This is a genomic window from Patescibacteria group bacterium, from assembly GCA_034659915.1.
Taxonomy (GTDB): Bacteria; Patescibacteriota; WWE3; order JAUXAW01; family JAYEID01; genus JAYEID01.
Genome location: JAYEID010000012.1, coordinates 41,924 through 59,686 on the forward strand (window position 1 = coordinate 41,924; position 17,763 = coordinate 59,686).

The 17,763-nt window shown below is 41.2% G+C and carries 20 protein-coding genes; 2 read left to right on the forward strand and 18 right to left on the reverse strand.

Going from position 1 to position 17,763, the window contains the following annotated elements; translation table 11 throughout:
* Nucleotides 1-26: 26 nt before the first annotated feature.
* The gene (gene rpmE, locus U9M98_01695; GenBank protein ID MEA2020409.1) at nucleotides 27-341 is read left to right on the forward strand and encodes a 50S ribosomal protein L31; all 315 of its coding nucleotides are present in this window, start codon (nucleotides 27-29) and stop codon (nucleotides 339-341) included.
* Nucleotides 338-1,075 carry a PCRF domain-containing protein gene (locus U9M98_01700; GenBank protein ID MEA2020410.1) on the forward strand — a complete coding sequence of 246 codons (738 nt, stop codon included), beginning with the start codon at nucleotides 338-340 and terminating at the stop codon, nucleotides 1,073-1,075. The genes rpmE and U9M98_01700 overlap by 4 nt, the downstream gene beginning before the upstream one ends.
* A gap of 29 nt (nucleotides 1,076-1,104) precedes the next feature.
* Here U9M98_01700 and U9M98_01705 read toward each other — a convergent pair whose 3' ends face one another.
* From U9M98_01705 to U9M98_01790, 18 genes are all read right to left on the reverse strand, one after another.
* The gene (locus U9M98_01705; GenBank protein ID MEA2020411.1) at nucleotides 1,105-2,232 is read right to left on the reverse strand and encodes a trypsin-like peptidase domain-containing protein; all 1,128 of its coding nucleotides are present in this window, start codon (nucleotides 2,230-2,232) and stop codon (nucleotides 1,105-1,107) included.
* Between the two features lie 48 nt (nucleotides 2,233-2,280).
* A complete protein-coding gene (locus tag U9M98_01710; protein MEA2020412.1) occupies nucleotides 2,281-3,501 on the reverse strand; it encodes a S41 family peptidase in 1,221 nt (406 codons plus the stop codon).
* Nucleotides 3,502-3,556: 55 nt separating this feature from the next.
* The gene (rpsR, locus tag U9M98_01715) at nucleotides 3,557-3,793 is read right to left on the reverse strand and encodes a 30S ribosomal protein S18 (protein MEA2020413.1); all 237 of its coding nucleotides are present in this window, start codon (nucleotides 3,791-3,793) and stop codon (nucleotides 3,557-3,559) included.
* 113 nt (nucleotides 3,794-3,906) lie between these two features.
* Nucleotides 3,907-4,350, reverse strand: coding sequence for a single-stranded DNA-binding protein (gene ssb, locus U9M98_01720; GenBank protein MEA2020414.1), 444 nt, complete (start codon nucleotides 4,348-4,350; stop codon nucleotides 3,907-3,909).
* A gap of 81 nt (nucleotides 4,351-4,431) precedes the next feature.
* Nucleotides 4,432-4,710, reverse strand: a complete 279-nt coding sequence (gene rpsF, locus U9M98_01725) for a 30S ribosomal protein S6 (protein MEA2020415.1) — start codon at nucleotides 4,708-4,710, stop codon at nucleotides 4,432-4,434.
* Between the two features lie 49 nt (nucleotides 4,711-4,759).
* A complete protein-coding gene (locus U9M98_01730) occupies nucleotides 4,760-4,966 on the reverse strand; it encodes a hypothetical protein (protein MEA2020416.1) in 207 nt (68 codons plus the stop codon).
* Between the two features lie 329 nt (nucleotides 4,967-5,295).
* Nucleotides 5,296-6,429 carry a redox-regulated ATPase YchF gene (gene ychF, locus U9M98_01735; GenBank protein MEA2020417.1) on the reverse strand — a complete coding sequence of 378 codons (1,134 nt, stop codon included), beginning with the start codon at nucleotides 6,427-6,429 and terminating at the stop codon, nucleotides 5,296-5,298.
* A 35-nt stretch (nucleotides 6,430-6,464) separates the two neighbouring features.
* A complete protein-coding gene (locus U9M98_01740; protein MEA2020418.1) occupies nucleotides 6,465-7,613 on the reverse strand; it encodes a C39 family peptidase in 1,149 nt (382 codons plus the stop codon).
* A gap of 39 nt (nucleotides 7,614-7,652) precedes the next feature.
* Nucleotides 7,653-9,071, reverse strand: a complete 1,419-nt coding sequence (gene cysS / locus U9M98_01745; protein ID MEA2020419.1) for a cysteine--tRNA ligase — start codon at nucleotides 9,069-9,071, stop codon at nucleotides 7,653-7,655.
* A 253-nt stretch (nucleotides 9,072-9,324) separates the two neighbouring features.
* Nucleotides 9,325-10,005, reverse strand: coding sequence for a recombination mediator RecR (locus U9M98_01750; GenBank protein MEA2020420.1), 681 nt, complete (start codon nucleotides 10,003-10,005; stop codon nucleotides 9,325-9,327).
* Nucleotides 10,006-10,055: 50 nt separating this feature from the next.
* On the reverse strand, nucleotides 10,056-11,699 hold the full coding sequence (gene dnaX / locus U9M98_01755) for a DNA polymerase III subunit gamma/tau (GenBank protein MEA2020421.1): 1,644 nt from the start codon (nucleotides 11,697-11,699) through the stop codon (nucleotides 10,056-10,058).
* Between the two features lie 133 nt (nucleotides 11,700-11,832).
* Nucleotides 11,833-12,372: an aminoacyl-tRNA hydrolase gene (pth, locus tag U9M98_01760; GenBank protein MEA2020422.1), complete on the reverse strand. Its 540-nt coding sequence runs from the start codon at nucleotides 12,370-12,372 to the stop codon at nucleotides 11,833-11,835.
* Nucleotides 12,373-12,632: 260 nt separating this feature from the next.
* The gene (gene ybeY, locus U9M98_01765; protein ID MEA2020423.1) at nucleotides 12,633-12,905 is read right to left on the reverse strand and encodes an rRNA maturation RNase YbeY; all 273 of its coding nucleotides are present in this window, start codon (nucleotides 12,903-12,905) and stop codon (nucleotides 12,633-12,635) included.
* A gap of 28 nt (nucleotides 12,906-12,933) precedes the next feature.
* Nucleotides 12,934-13,380, reverse strand: coding sequence for a GatB/YqeY domain-containing protein (locus U9M98_01770; GenBank protein MEA2020424.1), 447 nt, complete (start codon nucleotides 13,378-13,380; stop codon nucleotides 12,934-12,936).
* Complete coding sequence (gene rpsU / locus U9M98_01775) at nucleotides 13,377-13,562, reverse strand: 30S ribosomal protein S21 (protein MEA2020425.1); 186 nt, start codon at nucleotides 13,560-13,562, stop codon at nucleotides 13,377-13,379. Before rpsU ends, U9M98_01770 begins: the two co-directional genes overlap by 4 nt.
* Nucleotides 13,563-14,371: 809 nt before the next feature.
* Nucleotides 14,372-16,075: a proline--tRNA ligase gene (locus U9M98_01780; GenBank protein MEA2020426.1), complete on the reverse strand. Its 1,704-nt coding sequence runs from the start codon at nucleotides 16,073-16,075 to the stop codon at nucleotides 14,372-14,374.
* A 323-nt stretch (nucleotides 16,076-16,398) separates the two neighbouring features.
* Complete coding sequence (locus tag U9M98_01785) at nucleotides 16,399-17,430, reverse strand: M50 family metallopeptidase (protein MEA2020427.1); 1,032 nt, start codon at nucleotides 17,428-17,430, stop codon at nucleotides 16,399-16,401.
* A 96-nt stretch (nucleotides 17,431-17,526) separates the two neighbouring features.
* On the reverse strand, nucleotides 17,527-17,763 hold a 237-nt coding region (locus tag U9M98_01790), incomplete at its 5' end, for an elongation factor Ts (protein ID MEA2020428.1).

The window sequence follows — 17,763 nt, forward strand, 5'->3', positions numbered from 1 at the left end:
CCCCAACCTCTTATAATCTACAAGGTATGAAAGAAGATTTGCATCCCAAATACTATCCCGAGGCAAAAGTAACTTGTGCCTGCGGAAATAAATTCACCTTAGGCTCTACTAAGCCAGAGCTAGAGGTAGAGGTATGTTTCGCCTGCCACCCTTTCTACACAGGCAAGAGCAAGTTTATTGACAGTGAGGGGCGCGTAGAAAAATTCGAAAGGAAACGAAAGGAGGCAGAACTTCGCGAAAAGGAAGAAAAAGAAAGGGAAAAGAAAGAAAAAGAGAAAGAAAAGAAAGAAGAAGAACAACCAAAAACACTCAAAGAAATGCTAGAAAGGATAGAAAAATAATGCCTCAGATTTCCCCTAGAAGCAACCGTGCCATTCTTGAAATAAGAGCAGGTACTGGCGGAACAGAAGCTGGCTTATTTGCCAAGAATTTATGGAATATGTACCTGAATTACGGCAAAAGTAAAGGGTGGAAGTTTAAAATACTTTCCAAAAGTATTGGAGAACTAAAAAGTGTACGGGAAATTACTGCCGCTATCGCTGGCAAAGATGTCTATCAACTACTTAAAAACGAATCGGGTGTACACCGAGTCCAAAGAATTCCAAGAACAGAATCCTCAGGAAGAATACACACTTCTACAGCTACTGTAGCTGTACTTCCTGTTATTCCCACTAAAAAGATCAAGCTTAAACCCAAAAACTTGGAAATAGAAACATACCGAGCATCTGGACCAGGGGGACAATTTGTAAATAAAGTTGAAACAGCAGTTCGAGTTACACACAAACCAACCGGAATAACAGTTGAATCCCAAGATTCCCGCACCCAGCAAAAAAACAAAGAGAAAGCTCTAAGTCTTCTCAGAATGAAACTCGCACACTTGCTAAGGGAACAAAAGAAAGAAAAGATTGACGATCTTAGGCGTTCCCAGATTGGTAGCGCCGAGCGTTCCAGAAAAATAAGAACCTACAACGTCCCACAAGACCGGGTCACCGACCACCGCATTAACAAATCCTGGCGCAATTTAGAAGGAATACTTGAAGGAGATATCGAAGAAATTCTTGCTGCTACCTCATAGCTAACATTCTAACCAAGTCGGCAAAAAAGCTAATCAGTGGGAGCCTCTACCAACTCAGCCTTGAGCGTGATTTCATTACCATTTCGATATACTTCCATAGTTATCTCATCCCCAACCGACTTTTGAGCAATAATTTCAGCAAGAGTCTGATTTTCATTCACTGCAGTATTATCAATCTTTGTAATAATATCAGAGGGCTGCAACCCAGACTCCTCAGCAGGAGAAGCTGCAACAACTTCCCTCACATAAGCGCCTTCAGGTAAATCCCGTGTTTCTGCTATTTCTGAACTAATTATTACATAGCTAATACCCAAAAACGGACGAACAATTCGCCCGTGTTTTTCAAAATTTTCCAAGGTTGGCTTTACAGTATTAACAGGAATAGCAAAACCAATATTTTCCGCACCTTGCGTCATTGCTACATTTATTCCCACAACCTCAGCAGACAAATTGAGCAAAGGACCACCAGAATTACCAAGATTAAGCGCTGCATCAGTTTGAATAACATCTTCTAATAGCTGAGCAGTTCCACCAAAAGGGTCAGTAGCAGCTGTAATTCCACGACCAATTCCCGAAACTATTCCACTTGTTACAGCATTAGGAAATTCACCCAAAGCGTTTCCAATAGCTACCACTTTCTGCCCAACCCTTAATGCGTCCGAGTCACCAAGTTGCAATGATTCCAAACCCTGCGCATCTATCTTCAAAATTGCTAAATCGTTAAAAGCATCTCGATAAATATCCTGAACCTGATACTCCTCGTCATTATCCAAAACCACAGTATAGCTAGCAGAACTATCCGAAACCACATGCCGGTTAGTTAAAATAAGACCATCCGAATCTACTATAAAACCAGTACCGACCCCGCCCTCGATTTTCTCTGGTCCTGTTACTGGATTCCAACTTACCTTACCCACTAAAATAGAAACAACCGACGGGCGGGCTGCTTCCACTACATCTATTATTGCAGTCTCTTCACTAACAACCTCTCTTTCAACTCTCGTGGTTACCAGTGGTTCTTGCTGAGACAATGAAGAAAAAATTGCACTAATCTGGTATCCCCCCAGCCGAAAAGCAAGTGCAATTCCTAAAACAACCAAAAGAATAGTTGCTAATGCTGTATTAAAAATTAAAAAACAGGAATGCCGTTCTTTCATAAATCTTAATCAAGTATAACACAGGAAAATCCTAACAGAAGTTACCTTTTATTCCCGCAACAGTTGCTTTGCTTTCTCTAGATGGGGGTCTCGGTCCTGCTCTATATCTTGTTCTTCAATTTCAATTTCAAAATCAGGACTTAAACCCTCCCCTTCTACACAAGTACCGTTGGGAGTTAGCCATCTAGCTACAGTTATATGAACACCTGAACCATCATCTAAGTCACGCGCATCTTGCACTGTCCCTTTACCAAAAGTTTGCCTACCTACTAATACAGCTCCTTGGTGATACTTCAAAGCAACTGCCAAAATTTCTGAAGCAGATGCCGAACCGCGATTTACCAACACCACTACTGGAACACCAGCAAGCCTTGCTGCTCTAGTACTAGTAAAATCTGTTTCTGGACCTTCTGCAAACTGCTCTTTAATTATAACACCATTATCAATAAAATCTGATGCTATTTCTATGGAAGCAGTAAGAACACCCCCCGGATTGTTCCTTAAATCCAATACCAAACCTCTGAGATTTGCCTGAGAACTAATTTCCCTTATTGCAGAATCCCACTCAGATACGGTTTTTTCACCAAATCTTGATACCCGAACATAATATATACCACTTTCCTCCTGACGCCACTTAACGCTTTCAAGCTCAATAGTTCCTCTTACAATAGAAACCTCGCGAGCCTCTTCCTCATCTTCTCCCAATAAAGTCAGCACCACCTCTGTACCTGCCTTTCCCCTAATCTTTGCCACAGCCTCCGACAGCGTAAGATCGCTTGTATCCTTTCCATCAATTTCCAAAATCCTGTCTCCTGCCCTAACCCCAGCAGCCTCAGCAGGAGATCCCTCAAGAGGAGAGATTATAAGAAGCTGACCCTCACGCATACCCAGTTCAGCACCAATACCCTCATATTCACCATCAATACCTGCCTTAACTGCCTCATTTTCTGTCGGAGTTAAAAAGGCTGTGTACGGATCACCTGTAGCTTTTGTCAAGCCGGAAATTGCTCCGTAAATTAGATCCTGGGTAACTAACTCATTCCGATTCAAGTGATACTTGTAAAGGAGATCCCAAACTTTCCAAAACAAATCAAGGTCGGCACGACTCCTACCTACGCTTTCATTCTGCCTAGAAAGGCTAACAACACTATCTAGCCACGTGTTTCTTACCTGGTTAAATTTACCAGAACCAAGGCAATGACCAACCCAAAAGGTAAAAAGGGAAAAAACTAAAGAAAGGAAAACTAATCTACGGTATTTAGAAGACATAAACAAATAAGACGCGGCAACCTGTATTAGCTAAAGCTACGAATAAAAAACAAAACTACCTATTAACATAAGAAATAAGTGCTGCCTCCCGCGCACGTTTGATAGCAGTGGCTATTTCGCGCTGGTGCCTTGCACAAAGACCTGTTTGCTCTCGTGGACGAATCTTCCCCCGACGTGTCAAAAACCGTTTCAGGTGCAACACATCTTTATAATCAACATCCCTACCACTTTGACAATAAAAACAGGGTCCTTTATGATAATTCTTTTTTTTATTGGATCTTTTTCTCGGCATTTCTTAAAAAAATTTCTAACAAAAATTACAAACACTTCCCGGTAGGCGGGCACTAGCCCGCCCCCGCGGAAAAAAAAAACAGAAGAGTAAAAATCAATCAAAACTTTGCGGCGTTACTCTTCTTCTACCTCCTCGACAATATCCTCATCAACATCCTCTGCTTCCGAACCTTCCTCAACTTCCACATCTTCCGTTGCCTCTTCCTTCCTGCCAGATGGCTTCCGACTATCCAACACTACAACTTTGTCAGCAACAATCTCAGTCTTATAGTGGCGTTGCCCACTTTCATCCTCCCAAGATCGAGTTTGAAGGCGCCCACGCACATATACCTTACTACCCTTAACCAAGAACTGTTCACACACCTTGGCTAAACCATCCCACGCTACCACTTCGTGAAGCTGCGTATCCTCCTTCTTCTGCCCATCAGAAGTTACCCACTCTCGGTTAGTAGCCACACCAAAACCAGCCACTGTATGACCGCCAGATGTATCACGAACCTCCGGGTCGCGCGTTAAATTACCAATAATTACTGCTAAGTTTTCAGATCGTGCTCCCATTCTTTGCAACACCCCCTTCCGCAAAAGAGCAAAATATAATATCTATATGTAAACTACTACGCACTTTAATAAGATCCTTCCCTACTTAACAAGCATAAATCTTATAAGGTCATCGTTCATTCCTAAGGTCTTTTTCAAATAAGCTACATCTGTTTCAGGCACAGAAATTTGCCAAACAAAATAATAGCCTTCCTGAAACCCCTTTATATTATAAGCCAAAGATCGCTTTCCCCAAGAGTCTTCCTCAATTACCTCTCCCCTACTCTTTTCCACAACATCCCGAATCTGTTCCAAAACTCCTTCTAACTCAGACTCAGCAAAATCTGGTTTCAAAATAAAAAGCAATTCATAAGTAGACATAGCGGGCTAAATCTTAACATAAAACAAGTAAATTGTCAGCTATTAGCTATCAACAACCACTCGTCACTCTGCGGTCCAATCCGCCCTCCGCTTTCCGTACACCGCGATCATCCTGAAAGAGTTCCCGATTCAATTTAGCAGTCATTCTGAGCCGAGCTTCCAGCGAGGCGAAGAATCCCCTGCAATAAACTGCAACATCGCGGTCGATTCTTCGTCGGTTTAAGAAAACCTCCTCAGAATGACTTCTAGCCGTCATTTAAAATTCATCCCCTATTTCCTATCTCTTATTCATTATCCCTTATTTATTATTTATTATTTCTTTATTTGTTTGGAACTTGGAATTTGTAATTTGTTATTTAGTTATCGAGACCCGAAGGGACGTACCCTACGCCTGCCGTGTACTCTACGTAGTACTGCGGTGGTGCTGTTCTCCAAGGACTACATCCGTAGACCCCTGGGGTGTGCCGTATGGTACTACCCTTGCAGGTTCTCTTAGGTTCCAGTCCCTTCCTCCCAATTCACATGAATTTGCTATTATTAAATTCGCAACGTATTCGCTATACTAATTCGCATTAATTAGCTATTTCAAATCTTAAACTCAACCACATCACTATCGTGGACAATATAATCTCTCCCACGCACATCAATAATTCCCTGTTCCTTTGCAGCTAACCACGAACCAGCCTCAATCAGCTCTTGGACTTGAACAACTTCTGCCCGGATAAAATTCTCGGCAAAATCACTATGCACAATTTCAGCTGCCCGCAAAACAGAAGAACCCTTCTTAATTGGCCAAGCACGAACAATCTCCCCTCCCTTAACAGTGTAGAAAGTAATCAATTCCAAAAGATTATAGCAGCCGCGGATTACCTTATCCAAAGCAGACTCCGAAATACAAACCCCCTCTAAGTACTCTTTCCTTTCTTCCGGCGTAAAATCCGCTAAATCCTCTTCCAACTTGGCACAAATGGGGATGGCCGAAGATAGGCTACCGCATTCCTCAGCCTCAGGAGCTAGACCTGCCTTGCCGGCAGGCAGGTCCGCAGAAGCCCCTGGGGCTTCTCCTGCAGCAGCCTCGTCTATATTGGCCACCACCAACTGCGGCTTCATAGTTAATAAATTCAAATCCTCTATCGCCTCTTCCTCTTCTTCTGTAAGCTTTGCTTCCACAGCCAATCTCCCCTCCTCCAAAACCTTTGACACCTTCTCAACCGCCCTCTTTTTTATTGTTTCTCTCTTATTTACATTTCCTTTTTGGAACTTGGTCCGCCGGCCGGCGGATTGGATTTGGAATTTCGAAATCCTCTCTAAATCTTTGAGCAACAACTCCGTATTAACTGTTTGCAAATCCTCCGCAGGATCAGCACCACCTACCCTTTCCACACCCTCGCCTTCAAAAGCACGAACCAAATGCAACACAACATCCACATTTCTGATATGAGAAAGAAATTCATTGCCCAGACCCTCACCCTCATGTGCACCTTTGACCAAGCCAGCTATATCCACAAACTCAATAGCAGCAGGTATTTTTTCTTTTGGATTTAAAACTTCTGCAAGCTGGTCTAAATGCTCGTCTTTTACTTCCACCACCCCCACGTTCGGCTCAATCGTACAAAACGCGTATGGAGCGGTATTAGCCACACTACGACCAAGAAGAGCATTAAAAAGTGTTGATTTTCCAGCATTAGGAAGCCCTACAATTCCTACAGATACATCCATAACTTAAGTTTACTATGGAACGCAATCTATTAAAATCAATTTAACTGGCGCAAGTACTCCTTAGGTTTACTCCAATTTTCATTATATTTCACTGCTAGTTCAAATTGCTCCCGTGTCTTAGCCTCTTCACCTTGTTCCAAATATATCTCTCCCCGAAGTTGGTAAAGCTCAGAAAAAGCGCGGTTTCCGTTTTCCAAAATTTCATCAGTAATATCAAAAACTTTTTCATAATCACCCAATTCTGTATATGCTTTTATCGGCTCAATCTGATACCAGAGCATTCGGCGGGGCAAATCTTCTTGCACCTCTTCAAAAGCTTGAACAGCCTGTTCATATTTGCCTAAATGAAAAGAACTAGTAGATAGATTGAATTGAGGATAAACATTCTCTGGAGAAAGCTTTGCCTCCTTTTGCGCTCGCCTCAATGCATTTTCCCAGGCTGCCCCTTCCCTAAATTCCTCACCTAAAATTTCCCTTAGTAATTCTTCATCTTCCTTTTGATAAACTACTATATAGTTATAATTAAAAGGTTGCCACAGTAACAAGAAATCATAATAAGAAATTCTTCGGTCTGGTCCCTGATAAGAATCATCCTGAATTATCTTTTGGGCAGAGTCATTGTAACCGCGAACGAGTCTAAAATGACCAATATCATCATTAGCATAAAGCCAAGTTTTTACTACTACTGGAAAGCCGTTTGCTGTTAATTTTTTAAGCATTTCAATGTCACCATTTACCCTGTTAACAGCTCCAAGACCATACTCCTCCGCCCAATCTACAAATTCGTGGGTAAAAATAGTTTTATCATCATTATCCCCTTCCGGATTTTGATATGGCCTCATCTTATCGCCAATCTCAGCCTGAGAAGCATCCACGCCGTACCAAGATAAAATCATAGAAAGGGTTGCAGGACCGCAATTATTAAAAGATTGATACACATGCTTAGGAGAATCTAACAATACTTTTTCTCCGGGAGACCTAACACTAATGCCCGAAGAGCCTGTTGCACTTTGCTCTTCCTCCTGAACTTTCTGGACATCTGATTCCTGCACTAGCTTAGTCCCCTCGCGTACATTTTGCACAAATTTCTCCTCTAGGGGCGGGTCTTCACGCAAAAATAAGAATGAAAACGCCCCCAAGACAAAAAGCGGTAAAATTATCAGAATCAGCAAAATTTTTTTCATAATTTTAGTAATTACCAGATAGTTTATTTTATTGAGGAGCTATAATAATTTTTGAATTCGGGAGCCTTCCGGAGTATCTTCAACAGAAAACCCTAATTTTCTTATCTTTTCTCGAACCTTATCTGCTTCATTGTATTCACCAGCTTTTCGAAGCTGCTCACGTTTTTTAACTAACTTTTCCACTTCCTCAGGAACATGTGTAACTTCCACATTTCCTAGACCTAAGCCCAGAACATGATCAAAATCCGAAACAAGCTTGCGGGCTACAGATTGAAAAGCAGAGTCTCTTTCTCCCTCTTTGACAACTTCCCACACCACAGACAGCGCTTTTGGCATATTTAAATCATCATTTACTGCTTGAAGAAACTGTTGTTGATAATAATCCTGCTTTTCAACCAAAGGTTCTGTCAATTGGTAACTTTCCTCGACATTGGCACTTCTCCTTAATTTTTGGCGGAGGCGCGTCAAGGCGCTCTGGGCCGAGTCTAATGCCTCCCAAGTAAAGTTTAGAGGATGTCGATAACGAGCTGTAAGACAAAGATACCGAAAGGTTAAGGGGTCGTATCCTCTTTCCACCAAATCACCAATAGTATAAAGGTTTCCTTCTGACTTACTCATCTTTCCACCCTCAACCTGCAAAAAAGCTGCGTGTAACCAAGTTTGAACAAATTTCTTTCCTGTTGCAGCTTCGCTTTGGGCAATTTCATTTTCATGGTGGGGAAAGATATTATCTTGGCCCCCAGTATGGATATCCAACTGTTCACCCAAGTACGCCATACTCATTGCACTACACTCAATATGCCAACCAGGATAACCCGTACCCCACGGTGATTTCCACTTCTGGAGATGATTTTCATCCACTATCCATAATGCAAAGTCAAAAGGGTTCTTCTTCCCCGGTACTGGTTCAAGCCGCGCACCAGCACGAAGCTCCTCCAAATTCTTCCCCGAAAGCTTCCCATATTCTGCAAATTTTGAAATGTCAAAGACCAGATACCTACCAGCCTTGTATGTATAATTCTTTTCTTCCAGGGTCCTGATAAGCTCAATCATCTCTCCAACATGCTCTGTTGCCTTAGGCATTACGTGTGGCTGTTGTATATTAAGTCTTTCTAAATCTCTTAAAAAGGCGTTGGTATAAAAATCCGCTATTTCCTCAGGAGTCTTTTTCTCTTCTCGTGCTGCCTTTTCAATCTTATCCTCACCACTATCCGCAGCCAAATCATCATCGGTCAAGTGACCTACATCAGTAATATTCATTACTTGCTTAACAGTATAACCATTGTATTCCAAAACGCGCCGAATCAAATCCGACATAATATACCGCCACATGTTTCCAATGTGAGCATACATATAAACTGTAGGTCCACAGTCATACATTCGTACAAAGTCGTCTTTCAAAGGTTCAAACTCTTCCTTTTTTCGAGATAATGTATTGTAAAAAATCAGCTTAGACATAACTATATAATAACATAGGAAAGGTAAACCATGGGAACATAGAACAAAAAACATGAGAAGAGACTGAAGACAAGAGACTAGTAACAAGAGATAAGAAATAGAAAATAATACGGAAGAAATTACAAATCACATCCGCCGGCTGGCGGATCAAGTTCCAAAAACGAAAAATAGAGAATAAGAAAAAAAAATCAACAAGAGGTAACTTCAAACTTTGAGCAAAAAGTAGTCAACAACAAGCAAAAAATCTGTATCCCTAAAATTCTGTGCGTCCCTCAAAAGCGTGGGAAAGTGTTACCTGGTCAGCATATTCTAAATCCCCTCCTACCGGCAAACCTTTAGCAATTCGAGTAATCTTTATATTCAGCGACTCTAACTGCTCTTTTATATACATTGCTGTTGATTCCCCCTCCATCGATGGGTTAGTAGCAATAATTACCTCGGAAATCCGCTCATCGCTTTCCGATTCATCGGCCGCAGCAGGAGAAGCCCCAGGGGCTGGGGAACCTGCCTTGCCGGCAGGCAGGTGCTGCGGGCTATTTTTCACGCGGTCCACCAATTCATTAATCTTCAAATCTTCAGGACCAATATTATTAACAGGCGAAATAACACCATGTAGAACATGATAGAGACCTTTATAATCAGTAGTACCCTCTACCGCCAAAACATCCAACGGGCTTTCAACTACACATATAGTTGATTTGTCCCTACCCGAAGAGCGGCAAATTTTACATGGGCTCTCCTCATCAACACTAAAACAAATTTCACAAAGAACAGTCTTCTTTCGCAACTCAAACAATGCCTCAGCTAACAAGTCCACTTCTTCTTCAGGAACATAAAGAAGATAAAAAGTCAGCCTTTTTGCTGTCTTTGGTCCTATACCAGGAAGCCTTTGCAATGCGTTTATTAAATTTTGTACTGGTTTTGGTATTTCCATTTTTTTTTGCCTACCAGGAAGAAAATAGAAAGGAAAAGTACAAGCCGAGGTTAAACTAAGTCATCACTAAAAATCTTAGCTGCTTCCTCATCATATTTTTCCAAGCTCTTATGATCCGAGACATTCCCCTTCCCCCCACTCTTTTTTTTGTCCTGCGGAGAGCTCTCCTCAGATCCCTCACTACCTTTTTCCTCTTCCGCTTTATTACCTCCTTCACTACTATTATCCGAAACAGAAGCAAAAGAATCCTCCGAGCCCAAAACACACTCCACTCGCACAGGAACTCTAATAACATCTTCTATCACTTTTTCAATAAGCGTTTTATTCTTAGTTGAATTTAACTTATCCTTATGAAAAGAGTAAAAAGCTTCTAGTACCAAAACTTCGCCATCGTAAGATTTGGGCCGGACAGATCTCAGTAGTGCACCAAGAGAGTGGTTATAAGGCTTTACTGAATTTAAAACTTGCTTCCAATTTTCCTTCACCTTTCTTAAGTTCTGCACACACCTACTCTTAACATAAGCACTTTCAGCAGTAGCGTTCCCATCTTTCTCATTCTTATTTCCCTCAGAAGCTGTATTTCCCGAATTAGGAGCCTTTTCCTTACTATTTTGAGAAGACTTGCTCTCGCTATTTTCTAAAAAACTTACAACTACCAACTCAAGACCTAGAGTAGGAATAGGAGAGACTGAAAGGTATTTCTCAGACTGAGTAATTTCATTAATCAATTCCCTATTTCTCGCTACCGTCAAGGACTTTGCCTGTTCACACATTTTTCCAAATTCCTCTTCTGAAGCTTCCACCAGCTCCTCTCCAACCTCGGCATTAATAAGCAAAAGATCTCGCAAATAATCCAAAAGGTTGCTATAGAAAAACTCAAGGTCTCCCCCACTTTCGTAATATTTATTTAGAAAAACCAATGCAGCTTCTTTGTCACTCTCTATCAAAAAATCTACAAAAGATGGGATATCCAAGTTTCGGCTCCCCCCAACCACGGCATCAACACTTTCTCCTCCAACAATAACCTGCTCCAAAATTGTCTCTGCATCTCGATACGCCCCGCGCGCAGCCCGTGCTATTTTTCTTAAATCATTTTCTGGCAAAGATACTCCTTCTTTCTCACAAATCATTTTCAACAAATCCACAACCTGATCTTCTCGAGCACGCTTAAATTCGAAAATTTGACAACGGGACCTAATAGTTGCTGGAACCCGCTTTGGCTCAGTAGTAGCCAAAATAAAGATAGCATGCTGCGGAGGCTCCTCTAGAGTTTTTAAAAGCGCATTAAAAGCTTCCCGAGTAAGCATATGAACCTCATCTACCACATAAACTTTCTTCCGACCCTGGGTAGGTGCCAACTTAACTCTATCCCGCAATCTTCTAACATCTGAAATCCTCCTGTTGGAAGCAGCGTCAATCTCAATTAGATCCATAAACTTGTTTGCCGCAATTGCTTTACAAGAAGCGCACTCTCCACAAGGCTCGCCAGACCAATTTTTCTCACCAGCTTTCTCACAATTAACTGCTTTAGCCAGCAGTCTAGCCGTGGTTGTCTTACCTGTTCCCCGAGGGCCTGCGAAGAGATATGCATGCCCTACTCTCCGCTTAGAAAGGGATTTTAAAAGAGAATTCTTAACCGCCTCCAAGCCAACTAGCTCTTCAAATTTCTGTGGGCGATACTTAGTATAAAACATAAGATGTGCAGCTCAGAAGCTGCATAAAACAATAGTAATTTGCGGCTGGGAAGTCGCGTAAATTGTGATTAAGAAACCACACGTAACTCAATAGTAATAGTAATTGACAAAATCCCAAACTACCACCGTACTACTAATCCTCAATCCACTCCTTAATAACAGCTACCAACTCATTTTCAGTTAAACTCTTGACCATATTCAATTCTTTATCACTAAACAGTGCCAATACATAGTCTGCAGCATCAATCCCTTGCGAAGGTAGACCAATCCCTAATCGCAAGCGCCAAAAATTCTTCGTACCCAGGGAGCCAATGATAGACTGAACCCCATTATGCCCCGCTGCACCACGATACTTTTGAAGCTTGTAATCACCTAGACCAAGGTCCAAGTCATCATGAATTACCAATAAGTTGTCGAGGTCAATGCTTTTTTCTCTAACAATTTCTGCTACCGCTTCTCCCGAAGAATTCATCCCAGTCTGGGGCTTAAGTAAGAACACATCATCACACTTATACATGACTGCAAAATCTGTACTTGTCTTTTCAAGACTAGAGAAATCCCTACAAATACTTCTAACAGACCTTAGCAAATCTATAACTAAAAAGCCCGCATTATGGCGGGTATTTTTATACTCTTCGCCGGGATTTCCAAGGCCAACAACTAATTTTGACATAAACTTCGTTTGAATAACAATTACAGTGCGCTACCCTCAAAAAACTATATGGAGTTCGAAAAGTACAGCTCGAAAGCTGCAATAAATGCTTGGCCTAAAGGATTCGCGATAAACAATAGATAAACAATTATGTATCTTTTGTACATGCATCGTATAGCTATTGTATATCAAGCATTTATCTACTGTTTATCCACTGTATATCTAACCTTTAACATCTTACCTCTTAAGGGGTAACAAGCTATCAGGATATCTCTAATGCTCTAATCATGATGCTTACCCAGAAGATGCAAAACGCCGTGCCGAATCAAATCAGCTACTTCTTCCTCAACCTCTTTTCCTATTTCTTTTGCCTGCTCTTCTGCTTTCTCTTTATCAACAACAACCTCACCCAAGAGAAAGATGCCGTCTTCTGTAGCCTCTTTTATTTCAAAAGAAAGCACATCAGTTACCCCTTCTTGGTCACGATATTTTTCATTAAGCTCTTTCATTTTATTATCATCCACCAGAGCAAAGGAGATTTTAAACTTAGACATAATAAATTATTCAAAAAAGGCTTTCAGCTCAACCTTCTAAAATATCCACAACAAGCTCCCTAACCTTGCTTCCCTCCGCCCTACCTTTTACCTTTGGCATTACTGCTCCCATTACCTTACCCAGATCAGCTGAGTCCACAGCACCTAAATCCTCTATACTTTTCCTAATAATATCTCGAATCTCCTGCTCGGAAAGCTGTGTAGGAAGATAGCCCTCAATGATTTCTAGTTCTTTCTCCTCCTTACTAGCGAGGTCTTCCCTCCCACCTTCCCTGTAAGCTTCTATTGACTCTTTCCGCTTCTTAGCTTCCTTTGAAATTACCTCAATCTCTTCTTCCTCCGACAACTCTCCCCTACTTGCAATTTCAGCATTATGCAAGGCTGCCGAAAGCATACGGAGAACTGAAACTTTTAAAGAAGCTTCTTCCTTAATTGCTTTTCTTAAATTTTCTTTTATACGAGAAGTTAAGCTCATTTATGATGCTGAGAGAATCGCCATTCAAGTTCTTTTCTCTTTTTCTTCTTTATCTCTGACGGTGGTCTGTAATACTCTCGCTTTTTCAACTCTTCTATAATCCCGGCATCATAAACTTTTTGATTAAAGCGGCGAAGCGCTTGCTCAATAGACTCCCCCTCCCGTACCTTAACTTCAGTCACGTGTACTAAATTACACCTCCTTATTAAAAAAACTTTTAAACTTAAAATAAATTCTGTCGCTTAAATTTTACACTTTTACAACAAGGTAAGCAAATTATGCCCAAAAAGAAAAAGGCTTCCCTACAGGAAATAAACAGGTCAAACCTCAACTCCTCCCTATATGAAAAGAAAAATTGGGATAGCGAATCTATGCGAATTGATATAGCTAATTTATGCGAATTTAACAGTAGCGAATTAATGCGAATTAGTATAGCGAATACGTTGCGAATTTAATATAGCGAATCTGTTACGAATAGTTAAGGTATGAATTCTATTTATGCTACGAATTGACTACGAATACTACAAATATACTACGAATAAGAGAGAAGAAACTGGACCTGCCTGCCGGCAGGCAGGCACTCGAACCTAAAAGACCTGCGGGGTTTCGGAATCGAATCCCCGGAGGTCTTGGTAGATTGCAGAAAGAAGATAAGAAATAGTAAATAGGAGATAAGGGATAAGGGATAGGAGATAAAAATAAATTACAAATGACAAATGCGGAGAGTGGGGTGCTGTACATCGTACGCGGAATACGGACACCCGATCCGCCGGCCGGCGGAGGCGGACGAAGCTCCAAATAAATACGAAATATTAAATAAGAAATAATAAATAATGAATAATGAATAAGAAATAAAGGGAGGTGGAAAATAATTGCTTATTGTTAATTGCTGACAGCAGAATGCGGATATCTAATTACTAGTTACTAATCACTAATTACTTACTACTTACTACTCGCTAATTACTAGTTACCAGCTGCTAACTGCTTACCACTAGTTACTTCTATTAAGTAGTAACGTCAATCCATCAACACCCGTTACTTTCTCCTCATCCTCTCCTCTCTTCTTAACTTCAACCCCACCATCCTCCAAAGAACGCGAACTTACTATCACCCGCCAAGGAATACCAATAAGATCTGCATCAGCAAGCTTTTCTCCCGCAGACTGTTCTCGGTCATCATAAAGAACTTCAATATCAGCTTCCTGCAATTTGTGGTAAACATCTTCCGCCACACCAACCACCTCGGAATCTTCCTTATTTAGATCCAAAAGATGAACCTTATAAGGAGCCACGCTTTCTGGCCAAATTATACCTTTCGCATCGTGGTGAGTTTCTACCACAGTAGCCATTGCCCGCCCTATTCCAATACCATAAGCGCCCATCCACATTGGTTTTCCCTCACCATTCTCGTCAACAAAATAGCCGCGGTGGGGCTTAGTATAAAAGAGATCCTGCTTAAAGCAATGGCCAAATTCTATACCCCTTTTCTTTTCCAGCTTGCCGTGTTCGCAACGAGGACAGAGTTTACCTTCCTCTGCCATAACAATATCTGCAAGAATCTCGTACTCAAAATCACGACCATAATTAACATTAACAGAATCTGTCTCTTCTTCCTTTTGTCCCCCAATAAAGTTCTTAACTTTTGTTAATCCCAAATCTCCAATATAAGTAACACCCTCTATCCCCCAAGAATGCACGTACCCAGGCTTTGTCCCAATTTTGGCTAAATCCTCAGGCTCTGCTGGTTCCAAAGCAGCCACACCCAAAACACGGCGGAGCTTAGCTTCATTTACTTCCTGATCGCCACGAATAGAAGCAACCACCAAATCCCCATCAGAAGTTTTGTAAACAACATTTTTCAAATATTTATAAAGAGGCTCCCCATAATGTCTAACATTATCTTCCATTGTCTTTACCCACTCTGGTTGTTCAATAATCTCAAATGGCCTTTCCTCTTCATCTAAGTTAATTTCTTCCCGTCTAAACTCAGCTCGATCCTCACTTGCTGCGTAATCACAAGAATTGCAAGTAAAAATTGTAGATTCTCCATCCTCACACAAAACAATAAACTCGTGGTTGTAGTCCCCACCGATAGCACCACTCTCAGCTTCCACTGGGACTGGGTCTAGATCAAGCTTCTCTGCAATCCGTAAGTACGCATTATAAAACTTTTGGTAAACTTTCAACGCTTGCTCCTCGCTCTGACAAAGTGAGTAGGCATCTTTCATCATAAACTCCTTCACCCGTAATAACCCACCGCGGGGGCGCTTTTCATCACGAAACTTACGACTAAATTGATAAATTAAAATAGGCAGATCTCTATAACTAGGAGAAAATTTTTTAACCAACTCCACCATCATCCCTTCAGCAGTAGCACCAATTGCAAACTGACTACCACTATGATCCTCTGTCAAAAACATCTCTCCTCCAAAAGCAGTATCGCGACTAGTAACTTTCCAAATTTCAAGCGGATGTAAGGTGGGTACTACTAAACGCTGACAACCAATACGATCCATTTCATTTTCTATTACTGCTTGGATCTTTGTCCAAACCCTCATTCCAAGAGGAAGAAAAGAGTAAAAGCCTGAAGCTGCTTGCCGAATAAACCCCCCTTTGTAGAGAAGTTTATGGCTAGGAACAGAAACATCCCGGGGAACAGTCTTTGTTGTTTTTCCAAAAAGATTTGAATATCGCATCTAAATTTTTATTCCTAACTTACGTTACTAGAAAAATATAATAAATTCCTTAACCGTCAGCGTTAAGTACAGCTCAGAAGCTGCGTTAAAGTGCAGGCAGACCTGCGTAAAGAACTCGGGCCTTTGGCCCTCGCGTTAAAAATGAACCTAACACCACCCTTTTTAACTTCTTAACTCCCTAACTTCTAACAATGTAGAAAACCAACAACACAACATATCATCAATTCTTTACAATACTTTACCATTTTTTTACTACACTTAACACTTCAACAAAATAAAAATTAGCATGCCACCAACCGGCACTGCTCCCTTTGAATTTGCAATTAAAGCAACCGGTGCACATCCTGAATCGTCACTAAAATTGCCAAAAGTACCAAAAGGGCTATACCCACAGCATTTATCAGTTGCTTAACCTCTGTCCGGACTTTTTTTCCTTGTAAAACTTCAACCACCACAAAAACAAGTTGGCCACCATCCAATGCAGGCAAAGGAAGAATATTAAAAAGAGCTAAATTAAGACTAAGAAAAGCTATAAACTGCACAAGATACCTGATACCCATCTGTGAAACCTGTAATGTAGCGCTGTAAACACCAACTGGTCCCGCAATCTCGGTAGGAACTCGTCCAGCAAAAATAAGTTGTCCTAACATCCAGCTAAGACCATCAACCATATCGCGTAAAACAAAGACACTCTCCCTTAATCCCTTTAAAGGTGCTTGAAAGAAAGAAACTCTTTCTAATTTTTCCTCTCCCTCAAAATCTAAGTCAATTCCCAACGGTCCCTGTCCTGGTGGGGGATCTTTTCTCGGTACTAATCGAAAGGTTTCAAACTCTCCACTATTAGGATTTTTTACAGTAAGCGTAATTTCATTTCCCGCCCTCTTCTGAGCCCTGAGAAACACATCTCCCCTGCTTTTTACCTCCAACCCATCAACTGAAACAATAAGAGAGCCTTCAGAAACTCCTACTTCCTCAGCAGGAGATCCGGCATTAACATTTTCAATAGAAACTTCCCCTTCAATATAAGGATACCCCACAGCAAAAAGAGTAGAAAAAAACAACCACCCTAAAACAAAATTAGCCAAGATCCCCGCAACCATAACCCCTAACTGTTCTCTTTTAGGCTGAGAATACATTTCCTCTTCAGAAAAACCGCAAAACCCGCCAAAAGGTATCAAGTTTAGAGAAAAAATAGTACCGCCTATTTTCTTCCCAGCCAAGCGAGGTGGGTAACCAATCCCAAACTCCTCAACCTCCCACCCAAACAAACGAGCTGCCAGAAAGTGTCCAAACTCATGAAACAGTACTAAAATAGAGAGAACTAGAGTTGTCCCAGCAATCTGGAAAAAAGTCATAACAATAAAAATGCAACAAGAACCTTATAACTAGTGACTGGGGATCTAAAAAATAAAAAGTAGCAGACCTAGCTTTTAGGTCCTATTCTTCGCGCGCTATTCTTCACCAACTGCAATACGGTAAAAATTTCCAATTTCCACATTTTCCTTTGTCTTTACAGCCATTTCTTGAATTAGATCTTTTATTTTCTTTTCTGGGTCACGGATCCACTCCTGCTCCAAAAGTTCCTCTTTGTCCTCAGGCGCCATTGCACAAATCTGCATTGCCAACTCGTATGCCAGATCTTTAAACTCATCCCTATGAGAAACAAAATCGGTTTCTGCACAAAGCTC